The following is a 16,067-nucleotide window of genomic DNA, read 5'->3' as shown; positions in this document are numbered from 1 at the left end:
TACGCAATATAACCTGTTATTATACTGCCACTATTGCTTGCATCGTCTGGAGGCACCGTGGCAAAAAGAATTCTATACTTTGACCTGCTCACCATCTTTGCATGCTTCGCCGTAGTCTGCCTCCATTGCAACACGCTCGTCCACTCCTTCCAGCCAGGAGCGGCATGGGATCAGGCGCTTGCCGTCGAGGTCGTCATGTACTGGGCCGTTCCCATCTTCTTCATGCTTACCGGGGCAAACAACATGGAGTATCGAGCGAAATATGACACGAAGACCTTTCTCAAACGACGGATGAAGAAGCTCCTCATCCCCTTCGTTGCTTGGTCAGGCATCATCTACCTTATCCGATGTATCGCAGGAGGCAGTTCCCTAAGCATCCTTGGCTTCCTCACAGATTTCATGAACTGCTCTATCGAACCAATCTACTGGTTCTTTTTCGCCATCATTTCTATCACTCTAGCCATGCCCATTCTTTCCCTTTTGGCTCAGAGCACCAAGGCGCTGTGGTACCTGGTAATCACCTCTTTTCTGCTCACGTTTTTCATCCCTTATTTCTGCCAGGCCCTCGATCTTCCCTGGTCGGGAGCATTTAACTTGCCCGTCGCTGGCGGCTTCGTCACCTATGCGATACTCGGATACCTTCTTGCCACCCAGAGCATCTCTCGCAAAAGTCGCCTTACCTGCTATGCGCTCGGCATCCTGTTCCTGGCGCTTCGCTACGCATACACCTACCAGGCCTCCTACGAGGCGGGCTTCACCGTGAGAGTTCTCTTTGACTACAACACTGTCTTCGCTTTCTTCCCCTCCGTTGCTGTTTTCTTGGCTTTCAAGCAAATCCCGTCATATATCTTCCTCGAGCGCCATGCTGCAGCCATCGCCTCCATCGCCGGCTGCGGCTTCGGCATCTATCTCATTCATAAGATTCTTCTCGACTACCTCATTTTTGGACTCGGAGAGGTCTCCCCCGCAAGCATGTTTGTGCGGCTTGTATGCCCGTTTATCATTTACGCAAGCGCGCTTATGCTTGTCCTCATAATTAAGAAGATTCCCCTCATCAGAAACCTTGTCCCCTAGATCCGAGGAGAACAGGCCCCATGCATCCTGAGTTTTCGCGACTGAAGACGCCAACACTCTGCGCCGCCTACGCAGCTCTCTCCATTGCCGGCATTAGCCTTCTAGGCAGTCAAGTCTACCTAGATCCCACGTTCGAGAACGCCGACACGCTTTGTCTCGCAATGGCCGGGGTCTTCTTGGCCTCCTCCCTAATCATCCCCGCACGCCTCTGGGGCAAAGTTCGCCACAGCACTTCACTTTGTTTCTTCTTTATCGCTCTTCCCTTGCTCTGCGGTTACGCCATCTTCATACCACCCTTCACCATCCCCGACGAATTCACGCATATCAATCGCGTGTTCAACAATCAAAGTATGAGCGAGCTACTCGTTCCTTCCCAATTGCCTGATGCCTATGAATGGATCGAAGGCTATACCGCAATGGGAGAGCTCCTCTTTTCGCCATTCTCTTACGACGACGTGAAGCCGACGGACTTTACCGCCAGCGCCTATTCAACGATCAATTACTTGATACCCTCTGCCATTGCATCGCTCGGCAAGCTCCTCAATGTCAACGGGTTCTTCATGCTCTTTGTCTGCCGACTCGCTGACGGATTGGTCTACCTTGGAGCCGCCGCCTGGATGCTCAAGACGCTTCCCTTTGGAAAAAGGGCGGCAAGCGTCTTCCTCCTTAACCCCCTCTTGCTCCAGCAGGAGGCATCATGCTCCGCAGACGTTCTGTGCAATATAGGCGCACTCTGTTTCGTCGTACAGCTCATCCGTATGCTCTCCCTTCCACCGGAGAGAATACGGCCGATCCACTGGATCCAGCTTATCGCATTCATCGCTCTCATCGCCGTTTGCAAATACGTTTATCTCATCCTCGTGCTCACCGCGCTCTTGCTTTATCCCAAGATAGGGAGTAGGAAACTGAGACTAGCTCTTCCGGGCATTTTCGCGATAGCCTTGATGGCCGCTGTTTTCTTCATTGCCTCACGCGGATATGGCGAGACGCTTAATAATCTACTTACGAACGGCCAGCTCGCCGACCTTTGGCCATGCATAATGAACACCGCAACTGAGCGAGGCGTCTTCTACCTGAGTATGTTCTTCGGGGGAAACCTCGGATGGCCCCTCATGCATGGATCGTTTGTTCCGCCGGTAGTCCTTATTCCAAGAATCTGGATGCTCAGCGCAGCGCTTCTCTTCCTTGGATTCCTCTTCGACTCAAGCCCCTTGGTCAAAATCAAAGCATGGCAACGAGTCACAATGCTTGTCATCGCCTGCCTGACCGGCTTCATCACTTTCATCGCCCTATGGGACTACAAGAGCGTCGCCTTGGATTATTACCAGTCGCGCTACCTCATCCCAGCAGTGTTCCTTGCCCTCTTCGCCCTTCTTCCTCGATGGAAGACCCCCTTAGAAAAGGTGCCCCCTCAGGCGTTCATGGCCCTCATGGCCCTCATCGGTTGGGCAGAGCTGGGGGCAGTTTTCCTTCATTTCTCCTAGCGCCGGTGAAGTTCTACTCATCCTCAAGCGACACATGTTTGTAATGGGTTCTTATATCTTTCGGAAAAAGAAGGTAGTCGCCGTAAACGCGCGTAAGCATTCCTTCGGGATTGTTGGGCACAAAGCACTCAACGCCCTCAAAATGCAAGCGACGAAGGGGGAACACATCATTTATGGGAAATAGCGACCAGGGATACGCTGCTCCCCCATCCATGTTCTCTATCCCCCACGCCAGGCCTCGAGCCTCCTCTTCATTACACCCAAAACCGAGGGAGCGAAGCGCGTGGTTGCCCTCTTCGAAGGCAGCATTGATATCCGGACTCTCCTCAACCTGAGCGAAGGTGGCAGCATGCCAGGCGTCAAGCCGGGAATCACCCCTCATGGCTTCCACCATAGCCAAGCGAATCTCGCCGTAAGCCTTAAGCAAGGTTTTGGAATTAGAAGGTACGAAATCATAAACGAAAAGGTCGATGAAGAACGGCTTGCCTTCGTCAGCGTACCTAAAGCGAATCTGACGGCAATGGACCGCCGCGTCAAATACCTCCGTAATACGATATCGATCGTCGCGTTGCGCCACCTTTCTCAGTCTCTCTAGATCAGGTCGGACCATTCCGACATCGAGATCGTCGTCCCAAGGTACGAACCCGCCATGTCGCACCGCCCCCAGAAGTGTGCCGAACTCGATCCAATATCTCAGCCCGTTATCACGGCAAAGCGCGTCAAACTCACGAAGAAGCTGGGCGCTCGCCGTCTGATGAGCCCTCAGTGCACCTTTAGCGGGGGGGATGCTCTTGAAAAAGCGAAGTCGGGCCTCTTCTTCAGTCTCGTCCTCATTGCGATACTGATCCCAAAGATGAGCCGAAACAAACGCATCGTGAGCATCGAGCGTACCCTCTATCTTCTGAAGCGTTGGCAAAGTAAGCTTTTCGAATTTGTAGTCAATGTTTCCCGTAATATCCCAATAGGACTGCTCGACACGCTTGGAAATCTCGCGTTCACCCTCCTCAAAAGCAGCAAGCCGATCCCCTAGTACTCGCATCATCACCTCAAGAGAATCAAGCTTCTGGCTCAACTCCCGCTCATAAGCGTGAAACGAACGCGAGGATACCGGAAGAACGCTCTTTATCTTCTCAAGAAAACCCACGACTTACCCCTTCTCAAGGAGAAACCTTCGCTTACACGATAACACAGAGCTACGGAATTCGAGGAGCTACCGCCTCTGCGCGCAGAAACTGAAGGGCCTCCTGACGATGACGGGCGTCCTCGGCCTCCCAGGTTGCCTGCTCAACGGCACTGGGAGCAGAAGCTCGGCGGGCACGCAGACGCCCGCGAAGCACCTTGGCGAGCCGAGCCGGCGTGAGACGACTCAGGTAGTAGCGCGCCTTCGCCACGCGACCGCCGGGCAGCTTGCCCCTGTTGCAGGCGATCGGACGCGCCAGCACGTGGAACCGCGACGCGACGGCAAGGCGACAGGCGCTCTCCTCGCCAAACGCCTCGACCCACAGCTCGTGCAACGACGACGCCGACTCCAGACGCGCAGCTTCGGGAAGTGTCAGCAAGTCGAGCAGCAGGAACTCAGCCGACCAATCGAAGAGTTCCTGTCCCCAAGGCACCAGAAACCCCCCGTCACCCCAGTCGCGAAGAACGCACCCGACGATAGCCAGGTGCTCTTCCACCCTCCGGGCAAGATCACCGCGCTGCCCATCCATGAGCGACCCCCCACGAGCCACCCGGTAGCGGATCAGCTTATCGGAGATGAGCACCGTCTGCGAGGATCGCGGATAGAGGGCGAAGTGGAAGACCTCATCCTCCCCATAGGCCAGATCCTCGTCAAACCGCAAAGCTGAATCGACGAGGAAAGACCGCCTGAGCGCCGTTCGCCACACGAACGGATGGGACGCCTCGTCGAATAGCAACGCAGGCGTGAACTCCCCATACACCGCATCACGCGGGCTGAGCACCCGCTCAAGCCAAGGGTAGCCGCGAAACAACGGATAGGGGGAGGCGCCATAGGTAACCACGTCAGCACCCGTCCGCTCAAAGGCATCGGCTATCGCCCTGCAAGCCCCCTCATCCATGAGATCATCGGCGTCGAGAAAGCACAGGTACTCTCCCGTCGCACGATCAATGCCCGCATTGCGGGCTGACGAGAGTCCACCGTTGGGCTTGTCGACCACCACGATGCGGGGGTCAACGGCCTCGAGGAGCGCGAGAATGTCGCGCGACCCGTCCGGGGAGCCGTCGTTCACGCAGATGATCTCGATGTCCTCGAGCGTCTGCTGGCGCACCGAGGCAACGCTCAGAGCCAGGTAGTCCTCCACGCCGTAGACGGGGATCACGACAGACACGCGTGGCACAGCGCCCCCCCCTATCCGCGTCCCAGACGGCGCTTCAGCACCTGGACGACCAAGGCAGGACCGCCCGCCCGCCAGCAACGGACGAGGATGGCCAGCTTGCCGTCGCGCTCCCCTGTCGCCCGCAGTGCGCAGAAGGCGGCAGCATCATCGATTACCGCCTGACGCTCGGGGATCTTCCAGGGCTCAAACAGCGAGAAGTCGACCATGTCCGCCTCATCCTCACGACGGAAGTCCTCCGCCATGCGCTGCGCGAAGCCCTCGCGCAGCGCAGGCGTCAGGCGCTCGAAGTTCCACATATAGGAGTCGTAGCGCATCTTGGCGATGACCGGCAAGAAGAAGCCCTCGTCAAGCCCCCGCTCCTCCACATAGCGGAGCATCTCAGCGTACTCATCGCACACGCAGTATACCTTACCCGGCGAGTTCACCGACGAGGCCTCGTTGTCCTGTCGGTAGTGCAGGAAGGCTCTGTCGACCAGAACCACACGACGAGCGCATGCCCACACCTTGAAGTTGAAGGCAGAGTCCTGGTATGAGGCCCCCGGCGTCTCAAGAAAACGAATGTCGTTCTCCTCCAAAAAAGAGCGTCTGTATAGCGCCGACCAGATGGAGGGCTTGCGGAAGAACACTTCTCGGTAATCGCGGGGATCGACCACGCCGCCCAGACCCTCCTCCACCCAACCGAATCGCTCATCGCGCGGAGCGGGCTCGGACCAGTGCAGGTAGAAGTCGGCCTTAGCCACCTCGGCGCTTGCCGCCTGCGCCGCGTCATAGAGCACCTCAAGCGCATCGGCATCCAGGAAGTCGTCTGACTCCAGGATTCCCACAAACTCGCCCCGTGCCTCCCCAAGGCCTCGGTTCATCGACGCCCCGTAGCCCGAGTTCTCCTTATCGATGACGCGAAACCGCTGGTCAACATTGAGAAACTCCTCGATGATGGCACGCGAGCCGTCCGTCGAGCCGTCGTTCACGCAGATGACCTCAATGTCTGCAAGCGTTTGGCGCCGCGCGGACTCCAGGCACTCCCGCAGGTACCGCTCGACGTTGTAAACGGGCACCAGCAGGCTCACCTTGGGAACCTGACGCTCCTCGGGGCACTCGACGACCACCGCTCCTCCTCAAATCTGACGCTGTTTGCCTAACGTTAAGGATACCAGCATTGCTCTCCCCCTGCTGTTTTTCTCGAAATAGGCACCTTTTCCATGGGCTGCGATAGAATAGAAGTAATGCCCGATTCGACCCATTGAGGAGCCCATGGCTTTTTCGGCAACAGACAAGGCGGCGCTCAACCGCAACTGGTTCACCATAACGTCCCTCGTAACCAAGGATTTCAAGCTCAAGTATCGCCGCAGCGTCTTGGGCATCGCGTGGTCGGTGCTCAACCCCCTGCTCATGATGTGCGTGCTTTCCGCCGTGTTCAGCACGTTCTTCCGCTTCCAGATTGAGAACTTCCCCCTCTATCTCATCCTGGGCAACACCATCTTCTCGCTCATGGCCGATTCCACCAGCAGCGCCATGAGCTCCATCATCGACTCGGCGCCGCTCATCAAGAAGATCCGCATCGAGAAGCTCATCTTCCCCCTTGAGAAAGTGCTGTTCACGCTCGTGAACTTCGTCATCTCCCTCATCGCGGTCGCGCTCGTCATGCTGTTCTTCCGCATCGTGCCCACGTGGAACCTGCTACTGCTGCCCCTGCTCATCCTCTACGTGACCATCTTCAGCGCGGGCATCGGTCTCATCCTCGCCACCCTCGCCGTGTTCTTCCGCGACGTCCTGCACTTCTGGAGCGTCATCATCACGGCCTGGACCTACGCCACGCCCCTGTTCTATCCCGTCGACATCCTGCCCGACTGGATGCTCGCCTTCGAGACGTTCAACCCTATGTACCACTACGTCACCTACTTCCGCGACATTGCCCTCTGGGGCAACACTCCCGGCGTGGGTGAGAACCTCGTCTGCCTCGGCATGGCCCTCGTCATGCTCGTCTTGGGCCTCGTGGTCTTCAAGAAGAACGAGAAGAAGTTCATCCTCTACGTCTAACCACAGGAAGAAGAATGGCCGAGAACATTAACACCACCTCGCTTCAGTGCCTCGCTACCTCCTTCGAGGAGGAGCCGGGGCGCCCGGTCATGATCTCCGTCGACCACGTGTCCATGGTCTTCAACATGGCAAGCGAGCAGCTGAACAACCTGAAGGAGTACGCCATTGCGCTGGCTCGCCACGAGCTGCGCTTCAAGGAGCTCAAAGCCCTCGATGACGTGTCCCTCGAAGTACGGAGGGGTGACGTCTTCGGCATCCTCGGCACCAACGGCTCGGGCAAGTCCACCCTGCTCAAGATCGTCGCAGGGGTGCTTGAGCCCACGCTTGGCACCTGCACCATCAACGGCAACATCGCCCCGCTCATCGAACTCGGAGCCGGCTTCGACCTCGAGCTCACAGCTCGCGAGAATATCTACCTCAACGGAGCGCTCCTCGGCTATCCCAAGAAGTTCATCGAGCAGCACTTCGACGACATCGTCGCCTTCGCGGAGGTCGAGCAGTTCCTCGACATGCCCATGAAGAACTACTCGTCCGGCATGGTGGCGCGCATCGCCTTCGCTATCGCCACCATCATCGTCCCGGAGATACTCATCGTCGACGAGGTGCTCTCGGTCGGCGACTTCATGTTCCAGCAAAAGTGCGAGCGCCGCATCCAAGAACTCATCAAGGAACACGAGGTCACCGTTCTCATCGTCTCCCACAATAATGACCAGATCGAGCGCCTGTGCAATAAGGCCATCTGGATCGAAAAGGGGCATCCCCGCCTGATGGGCAGCGCGCAGGATGTCTGCCGCATCTACCGCGTCCTCGGCGGCCACACCGGGAAGGCCTCCTCGGAGCAGCGTGTCTTCGATATGCTCGGCCGCGACGTGTCCCCGCGCGAGGAACTGACGCGAACCATTTCGGCAGACGACCGCTACGGGAGCGCCGTGAAGCTTGCCGAGCTCTGCCATGAGGGTCCGAGTGACACGGTCATCATCTGCCCCGGCGAGGATGCCTCCGCCTGCCTGGTCGGCGCCGGGCTCGGCAGCACGCTCGACGCCCCGCTCCTGCTCACCCGGAGCGAGAGCCTCCCGGACGTGACCGCCCATGCCCTACGCCAATACGGCGCGTCTCACGTCATCGCGCTCGACCGCGGATGCCGCCTCTCCCCCGTCGTCACGAGCGCCCTCGAAGACGAGGCCGGCGAGCGTAAGGTCACCCTGCTGCAGAAGGCGACGATCGACGAGCTGGCGCTCGCAGCCTTCCGCGCAGCCGATCAATGGGGCGATACCGCCGTCATCACCTGGGACGGCTGTACCGGAGACATCATCTCGCTGCTGCCCTTCTCGCAAGGCGAGCGAGCACCCCTCTTCTTCAACCATGACGACGGCATCATAGCGCCCGAAACGCTCGCCGCGCTCACCTCAGGCGCATTCCGACGCCTCATAGTCCTCGGCGGTACCGTGTCCTTCCCCGAAAGCTGCCTGGAGCCGCTCCGCGAGGCGGGGCTTGAGGTCATCCGGTTCTGCGGCAAGGACGCCTATGACGCCAACGGCCTCATCGACGACTGGATCGTCACGCAGGGGAAGCGACCGCGCAACCTCATCATCACGTCTATCTGGAATCCCTTCGACGCGCTCACCGCAGGCCCGTGCGCCGCTGCATCGGATTCCCTGATCGTTCTCGAGGATCCCGGCGACCTGGATAGCGTCGCACGCGCCATCGACTACGTGGAGAAGATGGGGCCAGGCATCGAGCACCTCGTATTCCTCGGCGACCACACGCGCTTCCAAGAGCTGGACAAGGAGATCCTGGCCAAAGCCGCCTCCTGCTAAACCGAGCGTCGGCACCTTCGCTCGTGCACAGTCAGCCCCACCACAACCGCAAGCGCCACACCTGACACCACGCACCCCGGCACGAGCCCTGGGGTGCGGTACGTCATCTCCACCCGGTTCTCCCCCGGGCCCACGGACACGCCGGTGAGCGCGCCGCCGGCGATGTCCGCTGTCGTCACCACCTGGCCGTTCACCCGCACGGTCCAGCCGGGGTCGTTGGGCACCGACACCATCAGCAGCCCGCCTTCCGCACCGCCGTCGACCACGCCGGCGATGCCAGCGCCGGAGAACGCCTCCACCTCCAACGGACGGGCGCCCAACTCGTCCACGAGCTCCTCGAGGGCCGCCATGTCCAGGTACCACACCAGGCACGCTGCCGCGTCCTGCGCCTGCCGGGCCTCCTCGGCATCCCTCGCCAGGCTCTCCCCCTCGTTCGTGAAGGCCACGGCCACCGTCACCTCGACTGGCGCCTCAGTTACCCCCGTCACCGCGTGGATGGACTGCTGGAACCGCGCGTTCTCCAGCACCGGGTCGCCTCCGTCCACGACGAGCTGGCACTCGCCCGCCCGCCGCGACGCCTCCACGTAGGCGTAGCCGATGGCGCCCTCAGGCACCTGGGCCCGCCACGTGCGCGTGCCGTCGGCCGCCGGCTCCTCCACGGCCTCGCAGGGCCGGAACAGCTCCACCTCCCGCCCGGCCAGCGCGCTCGCGAACGCGTTCTGCCGCGTGAAGGGATCGCCCAGCTCGTCGAACGAGAAGCCCTCGGCGCCAGCGCTCACCAGGTAGCCCAGCGGCAGGGCATAGAGATCGCGGTAGAGCCTCGCGCCAGTCAGGGCCGACTCCTCCCCCGTGGACACGAAGCCCGCCGGCTCCTCGGTCGACCACACGTAGCGCACGCCGAGAAGCGCATCGCTCGGCAGGATGGGCTCGGCATAGCGCGTGGAGAACTGCCCCTCCTGGCTGTACCCCAGCGAGTTCAGGAAGTAGATGGCCGCCCCGTCATGGGCTGAGCAGTAGGAAGACAGGTCGCGATACCCCGCGGCCAGCCCCTCGTTGAGCGCTACGTCGAAGGCCCGCGTGTAGGTCTTGGCCACCCGGTAGAACCCCGGGTCTGCCCCCGTGAGCGCCTCCTGGGTATCCCGAGACTCCGCCGCATAGGCATCCTGCCCCTCCTGGGTGAAGATGCCGTAGAGCTGGCTCCAGGCCAAATGCGCCCCGAAGAGCAGCTCAGCCCCCACCAGCACCGCCAGGCCCGCCGAAAGCACAGCCGGCCCCGCCACGCGTCGAGCGCCCCTTTGTGACGCCAGCACCGCGCCAGCCGCCGCCAACGACGCAACCGCCGCGGAGGCGAGCACGCAGCCCCACGGCACCGCGCCCAGAAGCCCCAGGCCTGCGGCAAGAGCGACCACCACGCCAGCACACACCGCCACACGGCGGCGCGAAAGCCCCCCACGCGCCCCCTCAGCCAAACCCGCGGCCGCCATCCACACCAGCAGGAACACGACGAAGAACCCGATGCGGCTGTAGAACCCGTTGGGCGCGCGGAACCCGCACCATACGCAGTAGAGCACCGTCACCCACACGCTCGCCAACAGCGCGAAGCCAAGCCAAGCCGCAGCCGCGCGCTTGCGCGCATCGAGGCGCGAGCACGTCAGGAACACGAGCGCGAGCACCAGCACCGCCGCCCCCGCCGAGACCTGCGGCACCTCGTTCACCCGCCAGCCGCCCAGGAAGAACCCGGAGGCCAGCTCGACGAGAGTGCAGGTCACCCCCAGCAGGTGCAGGCGCTCCAACACGACGAGCGCCGCGGCCGCCACGGCCAGAAGCCCCGCCGCCAAGGCAGGGCGCAGCCCCCGGCGAGCCGCCGGCCGCGACCAGCGCAGCGCCGCGACCACCGCGACAACGCCGACCGCGCCCAGGACGAGCGCGGCGCCGCCCAGCTTGAGGGCCGTTCCCCACGGCAGCCCCGAAGCCGGCTCCCCCGCAACACGCCCGCTCACATCTCCCATCATGGCCAGCACCGTGGGCACGAAGGTGAACGCCGCCAGCGCGAGCGCCCCCACCATGGCCGCCGCGAACCGAAGGGCCGTGCGCGCCACGCCCCGCCAGCCGAACCCCGGCTCGTCCACGCAGCGCAGGAAGCACTCGAACACGGCGTAGCAGCACAGGAACAGGATGGTCATGTAGCCGGTGTACCAGCACACGATGATGGAGGCCGCCGTAGCCCCCACGAGCAGCCGCCAGCGCCCCTCGCGCACAAGAGCCCAGGCGCCCGTCGCCATGAGCGGCAGGCAGATGAGCGCGTCGAGCCACAGGGGGTTGCGCAGCTGAGCCGCCGTCCACGACGACCAGGTGAACGCGAGTGCCAGGGCCAGGGCGGCCCCGCGGGAAAGCCCGAAGCGCCGCCGCAGGAACCACGTCATGGCCAGCTGCACGCACCCCAGCTTGAGCGCGGTTATCATCCACACGAACAGCGTCACGCGCTCCACGGGGAACAAGGCCACCAGCAGGTTGAAGGGGCTCGCCAGGTAGTAGCTGTACAGTCCCCAGGTGTTGGCCCCCAGCGCCTGGGCCGTCGAGTAGAACAGCGACTCATCGCCCAAGAGCACCGCGCGGAACCACGTGAAGAAGTCGACGTACTGGTAGAGCAGATCCTCCGTCAGAAACGAGGCCGGCCCGAAGGGGTACACCCCGTTCCAGGCGCTCACCGCCGCGAGCATCAGCACCGGCAGCGCGAAGCCCAGAACGCCCCAGGCAAAGGCGACCGCTCCGCGGCGGGCCCTAGCAGCCGTCATCGTCGCTACGCTCCCGCACCAGGTAGAGGGGACGGCCCTTCGTCTCCAGATAGGTCTTGGCCAGGTACTGGCCGATGACCCCCAAACACGCCAGCTGCAGGCCGCCGACGAACAGAACGATGCACGCAAGCGACGGCCAGCCAGCCACTGGATCGCCGAACAGGAGGGTTCGAACCACGATGACCAGGGCGAACACGATGGAAATCAGGCACAGCACCACGCCGATGAGCGACGCGAACGAAAGCGGCGCCGTGGAAAACGCCACGATGCCCTCCAGCGAGTAGCGCAGCAGCCCCCAGAAGCTCCACTTGGTCTCGCCCGCCACCCGCTCCACGTTCTCGAACGGCAGCCAGCGGGTCTTGAAGCCCACCCAGCCGTAGATGCCCTTCGAGAACCGGTTGTACTCCCCCAGCTCCAGGATGCCGTCCACCATGCGGCGGCGCATGAGCCGGTAGTCGCGGGCTCCGTCCACGATGTCGGCATCGGAGAGCCGGTTGATGATGCGGTAGAAGGCCCGAGCGCAGAACGACCGCACCGGCGGCTCTCCCACCCGGTCGACGCGACGCGTGGCCACGTTGTCGTAGTCCTCCTCCAGGAGGATGTGGTACATCTCCGGCAGCAGCGAAGGAGGATCCTGCAAATCCGCGTCGAGGGTGGCCACGTAGTCGCCCCGCGCCTCGCGCAGGCCCGCCAGCAACGCCGCCTCCTTGCCGAAGTTGCGCGAGAAAGACACCCAGCGCACCTCCGCGCGCCCCTCGCCCGCAGCGGTCAGCGCGCGCATCGCCCCAAGCGTCCCGTCGGTCGACCCGTCGTCTACGAAGACGAGCTCGAAGTGCACGTCGCCCTGCTCGGCACGCATCGCGTCAACCACCCGCATCGTCTCCTCAAAGAAGGCCGGCAGGCTCTCTTCCTCGTTATAGCAGGGCACGACCAGGGAAATCAGGGGCATTGAGGTGTCTTTCACTCGTCTTTCGTCTCGAAGGCACCGAGACCTTCGCCGAATTGCTCTATTGTATGGCGCCGCGGCGGAGAATACGCCGCCTAGTAGAGTATAATGCTTGTTTCGTCATAGACGTGCGACCTCGGCCGCTCAACGACAGGAGAACATCTTCATGGACTGGTTGGAATGCGGCGTGCTCTTCACGGTCGCCCTGATTGCAACCATAGCCCTCACTCCCCTGGCCAAGCGGCTCGCCACCCGGCTTGACGCCATCGACTACCCCAGCTCCCGCCGCGTGAACAACCGCCCCATCCCCCGCCTCGGCGGCGTGGCCATCCTCGGCGGCCTCGTCATCTGCGTCCTTGTGGTGTTCGCCGGCATGCGCTGGGCTGGCTGGCGCTCCCCCTTCGTGTCCTACCCGGGCATGCCCGTCAACTACCCGGTCATGCTCGTCGGCGTGCTCTTCATGTTCGCCGTGGGATTCGTCGACGACGTCATGAGCCTCCGCCCGCGCATCAAGCTCGCGGGTCAGATCATCGCCGCCACCATCGTGGCCTGCTCGGGGCTGCTGCTCTCAAGCATCCACAACCCCCTCGGCGCCGGCTACATCGAGTTCGGCTGGCTTGCCTATCCGCTCACCATCTTCTACCTGGTGGCCTTCGCGAACATCATCAACCTCATCGACGGGCTCGACGGGCTCGCGGCGGGCATCTGCGCCATCAGCGCCTCCACCATCTTCGTGTTCGCCATCATCACGCACCGCTATGACGCGGCCGTCTTCAGCATCGCGCTCGCCGGCGCCTGCGTCGGCTTCCTGCGCTACAACTTCCACCCGGCATCCATCTTCATGGGCGACTCGGGCGCGCTCACCCTCGGGTTCGCCCTCGGCATCGTCTCGCTCATGGCCATCGCCCGCTCAGCGCTGTTCGTCTCGCTGCTCGTGCCGGTGCTGGCCGCGGGCATCCCCGTCCTCGACACGGCCTTCGCCATCATCCGCCGCGTGCGAGCGCACAAGCCCATCGACGCGGCCGACAAGGGGCACATCCACCACCGCCTGCTCCAGGCCGGCTTCAGCCAGCGCAAGACCGTCCTCATCATGTGGGGCTGGACGCTCATCCTCGCCCTCAGCGGCATCTTCATCACCGAGACCACGGGGCTCATGCGCATCCCGTTCCTCGTCATCATCCTGGGGGTCACCCTCTACATGGTGCTCAAGCTGCGCCTGCTCGATCCGGTGCTGCTGCATCACTACCATCCGCGCGGCCGCAAGGACTACCTTCCCGACCAGATGGCGTCACGACATGCCGAGGAGGCCTCGCATGACGGCAGGCGCAAGCCCGGCTGTGACGGGCGCTAGCGCCGCCTGAGGCCCCGCAGCGCCTCCCGAGCCCGATAGGCCGCCACGCCGAGCGGAAACGCCGCGTAGCCCGTCTTCCGGATAAGCCAGATGCTCCTCTTCCCCACCGCGTCGTAGACGCCGCGCTGCTCAGCGCGAAGCCGTCGGTCAAACGCGCGCATCTCGGCAAAGGAGCCGCCTCCCAGCCCGCGTGCCAGGTAGATCTGATACTGGTTCTGCACGAAGTAGGCGATGGCCCGATCGAGGTAGGCCCGATGCCCCGCGTCCGCCCCCGCCTGCTCATCGCTGAGCGCGAAGAGCGACTCGAGGATGCGCTCATGCTCGGCACGGCGTGCCACAAGCGAGGTGATGTCCACGCTCTGCCCCGCGCGCCCCAGGCGGTACTGATACACCACGTTGTCGTCATAGCGAACCGTCTGGCAGAACGGCAGGGGGAAGATGGCGAACTGCGCGTCCTCGTAGAAGCATCCCTCAGCGAACCGGACGCCGTTATCGCGCAGGATGCTCGTCCGGTAGGTGAGCGAGTGGATCTTCATGATCTCCTCATCCGCCACTACGTCAAAGCCGCAGACGCGCCCGTAATGCGACGGGTCAGCGGCAGCATGGCGGTGGTCGAGCAGCCGGTAGCTGCCATCCTCGACACAGTGGTAGTCGGAGGCCACCACGTCAGCATCCCCCAGCGCCAGCACCTCGATGAGTCCGGCAAGGGCGGCACCGTCCACCCAGTCGTCCCCATCAACCACCTTCACATAGGCACCGCGCGCCTCATCGACGCCGAAGTTGATGACCGAGCCATGGCCGCCGTTCTCCTTATGGAAGACGCGGAAGAGGTCGGGATGCTGGAACCGGTAGCGCTGGGCAATCTCGAGCGAGCCGTCCGTGGCGCCATCGTCGATGACGAGCACCTCGAGCTCCTCACGCGCCGGGCACTCGACGAAGCTTCCCAGGCACTGGTCGAGATAGCGCTCCACGTTATAGGCGGGAACGACGACCGTGAGCAGCTTGTCCATGCCCCTAGCCCTTTCTCCGCAGGATCTTGTAGAACAGCTTGCGCAGCGAGCGCGGCGCATACACCATGGCCGCCGTCGCAGCGCACGCCTTGAGGTGCTCGCGTCTGCTGAGGAGGCCCCATTCCCGCTGCATGCGGCGAAGCTCCAGGTAGCGGTGGCCGTAGTCGTCCCCGCCCCGTCGGTCGTAGAAGCCGCTGTCGCAGCGAGCGCGCACCAGCACGTCAGGAATGTTGTCGAGCACGTAGCCGGCCGCCAGGACGCGGCTCCACAGCTCGTAGTCCTCAAGGCCGGGGAAGTGGCGGTAGTTTCCCGCGCCCAGGATGGCCTCGCGGCGCATCATCACGGTCATGTGGTTCACCGGGCAGCGAAACTTGGCGTACGCCCGCAGCGCCTCGCCGCCGGGAATGGTCTTAGTGCCCTTGACGACATCCCCGTCGAACTCCTCGATGGCACCCCCCAGAACCGACACCTCCGGATGCTCCCGGAGGAAAGCGGCCTCGGTGGCCAGGCGCTCGGGAAGCGCGACGTCATCGGCGTCCATGCGGGCGATGAGCGGGCAGGAGCACAGAATGACGCCGGCCGCCAGCGCGCGGCCCAGCTGCACGTTCTCGGAGAACCGCCCGATGACCAGGCGCGGCGCAGAACCCGCGTCGCCCCCGCATCCCGCCGACGCGACCGCTGCCGCGCGCTTGCCCTCTATCGACGGGCGATCATCCCCCGGCTCCAGCGCGATCACCAACGTTCGCTCGTCCGCATAGGCGTCGATGACGTCCCGATGGGCCGCGCCGAGGGGCCCGTCCTCCATGAGGACGATCTCATCGGCCGGAAGGGTCTGCGCCGCGATGCTCTCTAAGGCAACGCCGAGGTGCTCGGCGTTCGCGCCCCCATACACCGATATGAGAACCGAGATGCCCATGAAGCCGCAGCCTCCCTCCTCCCAGAAGCGAAAAGATAGTTCTGATTAGGCTTTTTCCATTCTAGTACAGGAGCCCCCAAAGGGACGGGCAGGGTCTTTGCCCCACCAAAGCCCCAGAAAAGCAAAAGACCAGCCAAGGCTGGTCTCCGTATAACAGAGGAAGCACCCCACATGAGCGGAACGCCCTATCCTCCCACGGGCTCACCCGCAGTACTTTCGGCGAGGAGGGGCTTAACTGCCGGGTTCGGAATGGGACCGGGTGATCCCCCTCTCCATGGTT

At 62.7% G+C, this 16,067-nt stretch carries 12 protein-coding genes and 1 rRNA gene; 5 read left to right on the top strand and 8 right to left on the bottom strand.

From position 1 onward, the window contains the following. The first annotated feature begins 57 nt into the window (after positions 1–57). Together D1643_RS00485 and D1643_RS00480 are read left to right on the top strand one after the other, a co-directional pair. A complete protein-coding gene (locus tag D1643_RS00485) occupies positions 58–1,074 on the top strand; it encodes an acyltransferase family protein (RefSeq protein ID WP_160707562.1) in 1,017 nt (338 codons plus the stop codon). Positions 1,075–1,094: 20 nt separating this feature from the next. After that, positions 1,095–2,558: a DUF2142 domain-containing protein gene (locus D1643_RS00480; RefSeq protein ID WP_160707560.1), complete on the top strand. Its 1,464-nt coding sequence runs from the start codon at positions 1,095–1,097 to the stop codon at positions 2,556–2,558. Between the two features lie 13 nt (positions 2,559–2,571). On the opposite strand, the gene D1643_RS00475 is transcribed toward D1643_RS00480, so the two are convergent. The 3 genes from D1643_RS00475 to D1643_RS00465 are packed head-to-tail and all read right to left on the bottom strand — an operon-like array spanning position 2,572 to position 6,021. Further along, positions 2,572–3,702, bottom strand: coding sequence for a LicD family protein (locus tag D1643_RS00475; RefSeq protein ID WP_160707558.1), 1,131 nt, complete (start codon positions 3,700–3,702; stop codon positions 2,572–2,574). Between the two features lie 49 nt (positions 3,703–3,751). Beyond that, positions 3,752–4,915, bottom strand: coding sequence for a glycosyltransferase family 2 protein (locus D1643_RS00470; RefSeq protein WP_160707556.1), 1,164 nt, complete (start codon positions 4,913–4,915; stop codon positions 3,752–3,754). Between the two features lie 11 nt (positions 4,916–4,926). Further along, complete coding sequence (locus D1643_RS00465) at positions 4,927–6,021, bottom strand: glycosyltransferase family 2 protein (RefSeq protein ID WP_160707554.1); 1,095 nt, start codon at positions 6,019–6,021, stop codon at positions 4,927–4,929. Between the two features lie 145 nt (positions 6,022–6,166). Between D1643_RS00465 and D1643_RS00460 the strand changes: the two genes are divergently transcribed. Together D1643_RS00460 and D1643_RS00455 are read left to right on the top strand one after the other, a co-directional pair. Next, on the top strand, positions 6,167–6,952 hold the full coding sequence (locus D1643_RS00460; RefSeq protein WP_160707552.1) for an ABC transporter permease: 786 nt from the start codon (positions 6,167–6,169) through the stop codon (positions 6,950–6,952). 14 nt (positions 6,953–6,966) lie between these two features. Next, positions 6,967–8,769 carry an ATP-binding cassette domain-containing protein gene (locus D1643_RS00455; protein WP_160707550.1) on the top strand — a complete coding sequence of 601 codons (1,803 nt, stop codon included), beginning with the start codon at positions 6,967–6,969 and terminating at the stop codon, positions 8,767–8,769. On the opposite strand, the gene D1643_RS00450 is transcribed toward D1643_RS00455, so the two are convergent. Both D1643_RS00450 and D1643_RS00445 read right to left on the bottom strand, forming a co-directional pair. Further along, on the bottom strand, positions 8,766–11,564 hold the full coding sequence (locus tag D1643_RS00450; RefSeq protein ID WP_160707548.1) for a YfhO family protein: 2,799 nt from the start codon (positions 11,562–11,564) through the stop codon (positions 8,766–8,768). The two genes, D1643_RS00455 and D1643_RS00450, sit on opposite strands and share 4 nt — an antisense overlap. After that, positions 11,551–12,513 carry a glycosyltransferase family 2 protein gene (locus tag D1643_RS00445; RefSeq protein ID WP_160707546.1) on the bottom strand — a complete coding sequence of 321 codons (963 nt, stop codon included), beginning with the start codon at positions 12,511–12,513 and terminating at the stop codon, positions 11,551–11,553. The genes D1643_RS00450 and D1643_RS00445 overlap by 14 nt, the downstream gene beginning before the upstream one ends. Before the next feature lie 163 nt (positions 12,514–12,676). On the opposite strand from D1643_RS00445, the gene D1643_RS00440 reads away from it, so the two are divergent. Then, on the top strand, positions 12,677–13,861 hold the full coding sequence (locus D1643_RS00440; protein ID WP_160707544.1) for a glycosyltransferase family 4 protein: 1,185 nt from the start codon (positions 12,677–12,679) through the stop codon (positions 13,859–13,861). Here D1643_RS00440 and D1643_RS00435 read toward each other — a convergent pair. From D1643_RS00435 to rrf, 3 genes are all read right to left on the bottom strand, one after another. After that, on the bottom strand, positions 13,858–14,871 hold the full coding sequence (locus tag D1643_RS00435; RefSeq protein ID WP_160707542.1) for a glycosyltransferase family 2 protein: 1,014 nt from the start codon (positions 14,869–14,871) through the stop codon (positions 13,858–13,860). The two genes, D1643_RS00440 and D1643_RS00435, sit on opposite strands and share 4 nt — an antisense overlap. A gap of 4 nt (positions 14,872–14,875) precedes the next feature. Further along, positions 14,876–15,787, bottom strand: a complete 912-nt coding sequence (locus D1643_RS00430) for a glycosyltransferase (RefSeq protein ID WP_160707540.1) — start codon at positions 15,785–15,787, stop codon at positions 14,876–14,878. A 172-nt stretch (positions 15,788–15,959) separates the two neighbouring features. Further along, a 5S ribosomal RNA gene (gene rrf, locus D1643_RS00425) occupies positions 15,960–16,067 on the bottom strand; the annotation flags it as partial.

Origin of the sequence: Enterorhabdus sp. P55, from assembly GCF_009911695.1 — a bacterium.
GTDB lineage: Bacteria > Actinomycetota > Coriobacteriia > Coriobacteriales > Eggerthellaceae > Enterorhabdus.
The sequence above is the reverse complement of the archived record's forward strand: the minus strand, read 5'-3'. Positions and strand labels throughout refer to the sequence as shown.

Excerpts from the sequence above, each read along its gene's own strand:
- D1643_RS00480 (WP_160707560.1), top strand. The coding sequence starts at position 1,095 with ATGCATCCTGAGTTTTCGCGACTGAAGACGCCAACACTCTGCGCCGCC.
- D1643_RS00460 (WP_160707552.1), top strand. The coding sequence starts at position 6,167 with ATGGCTTTTTCGGCAACAGACAAGGCGGCGCTCAACCGCAACTGGTTC.
- D1643_RS00455 (WP_160707550.1), top strand. The coding sequence starts at position 6,967 with ATGGCCGAGAACATTAACACCACCTCGCTTCAGTGCCTCGCTACCTCC.
- D1643_RS00450 (WP_160707548.1), bottom strand. The coding sequence starts at position 11,564 with ATGACGGCTGCTAGGGCCCGCCGCGGAGCGGTCGCCTTTGCCTGGGGC.
- D1643_RS00445 (WP_160707546.1), bottom strand. The coding sequence starts at position 12,513 with ATGCCCCTGATTTCCCTGGTCGTGCCCTGCTATAACGAGGAAGAGAGC.
- D1643_RS00440 (WP_160707544.1), top strand. The coding sequence starts at position 12,677 with ATGGACTGGTTGGAATGCGGCGTGCTCTTCACGGTCGCCCTGATTGCA.
- D1643_RS00435 (WP_160707542.1), bottom strand. The coding sequence starts at position 14,871 with ATGGACAAGCTGCTCACGGTCGTCGTTCCCGCCTATAACGTGGAGCGC.
- D1643_RS00430 (WP_160707540.1), bottom strand. The coding sequence starts at position 15,787 with ATGGGCATCTCGGTTCTCATATCGGTGTATGGGGGCGCGAACGCCGAG.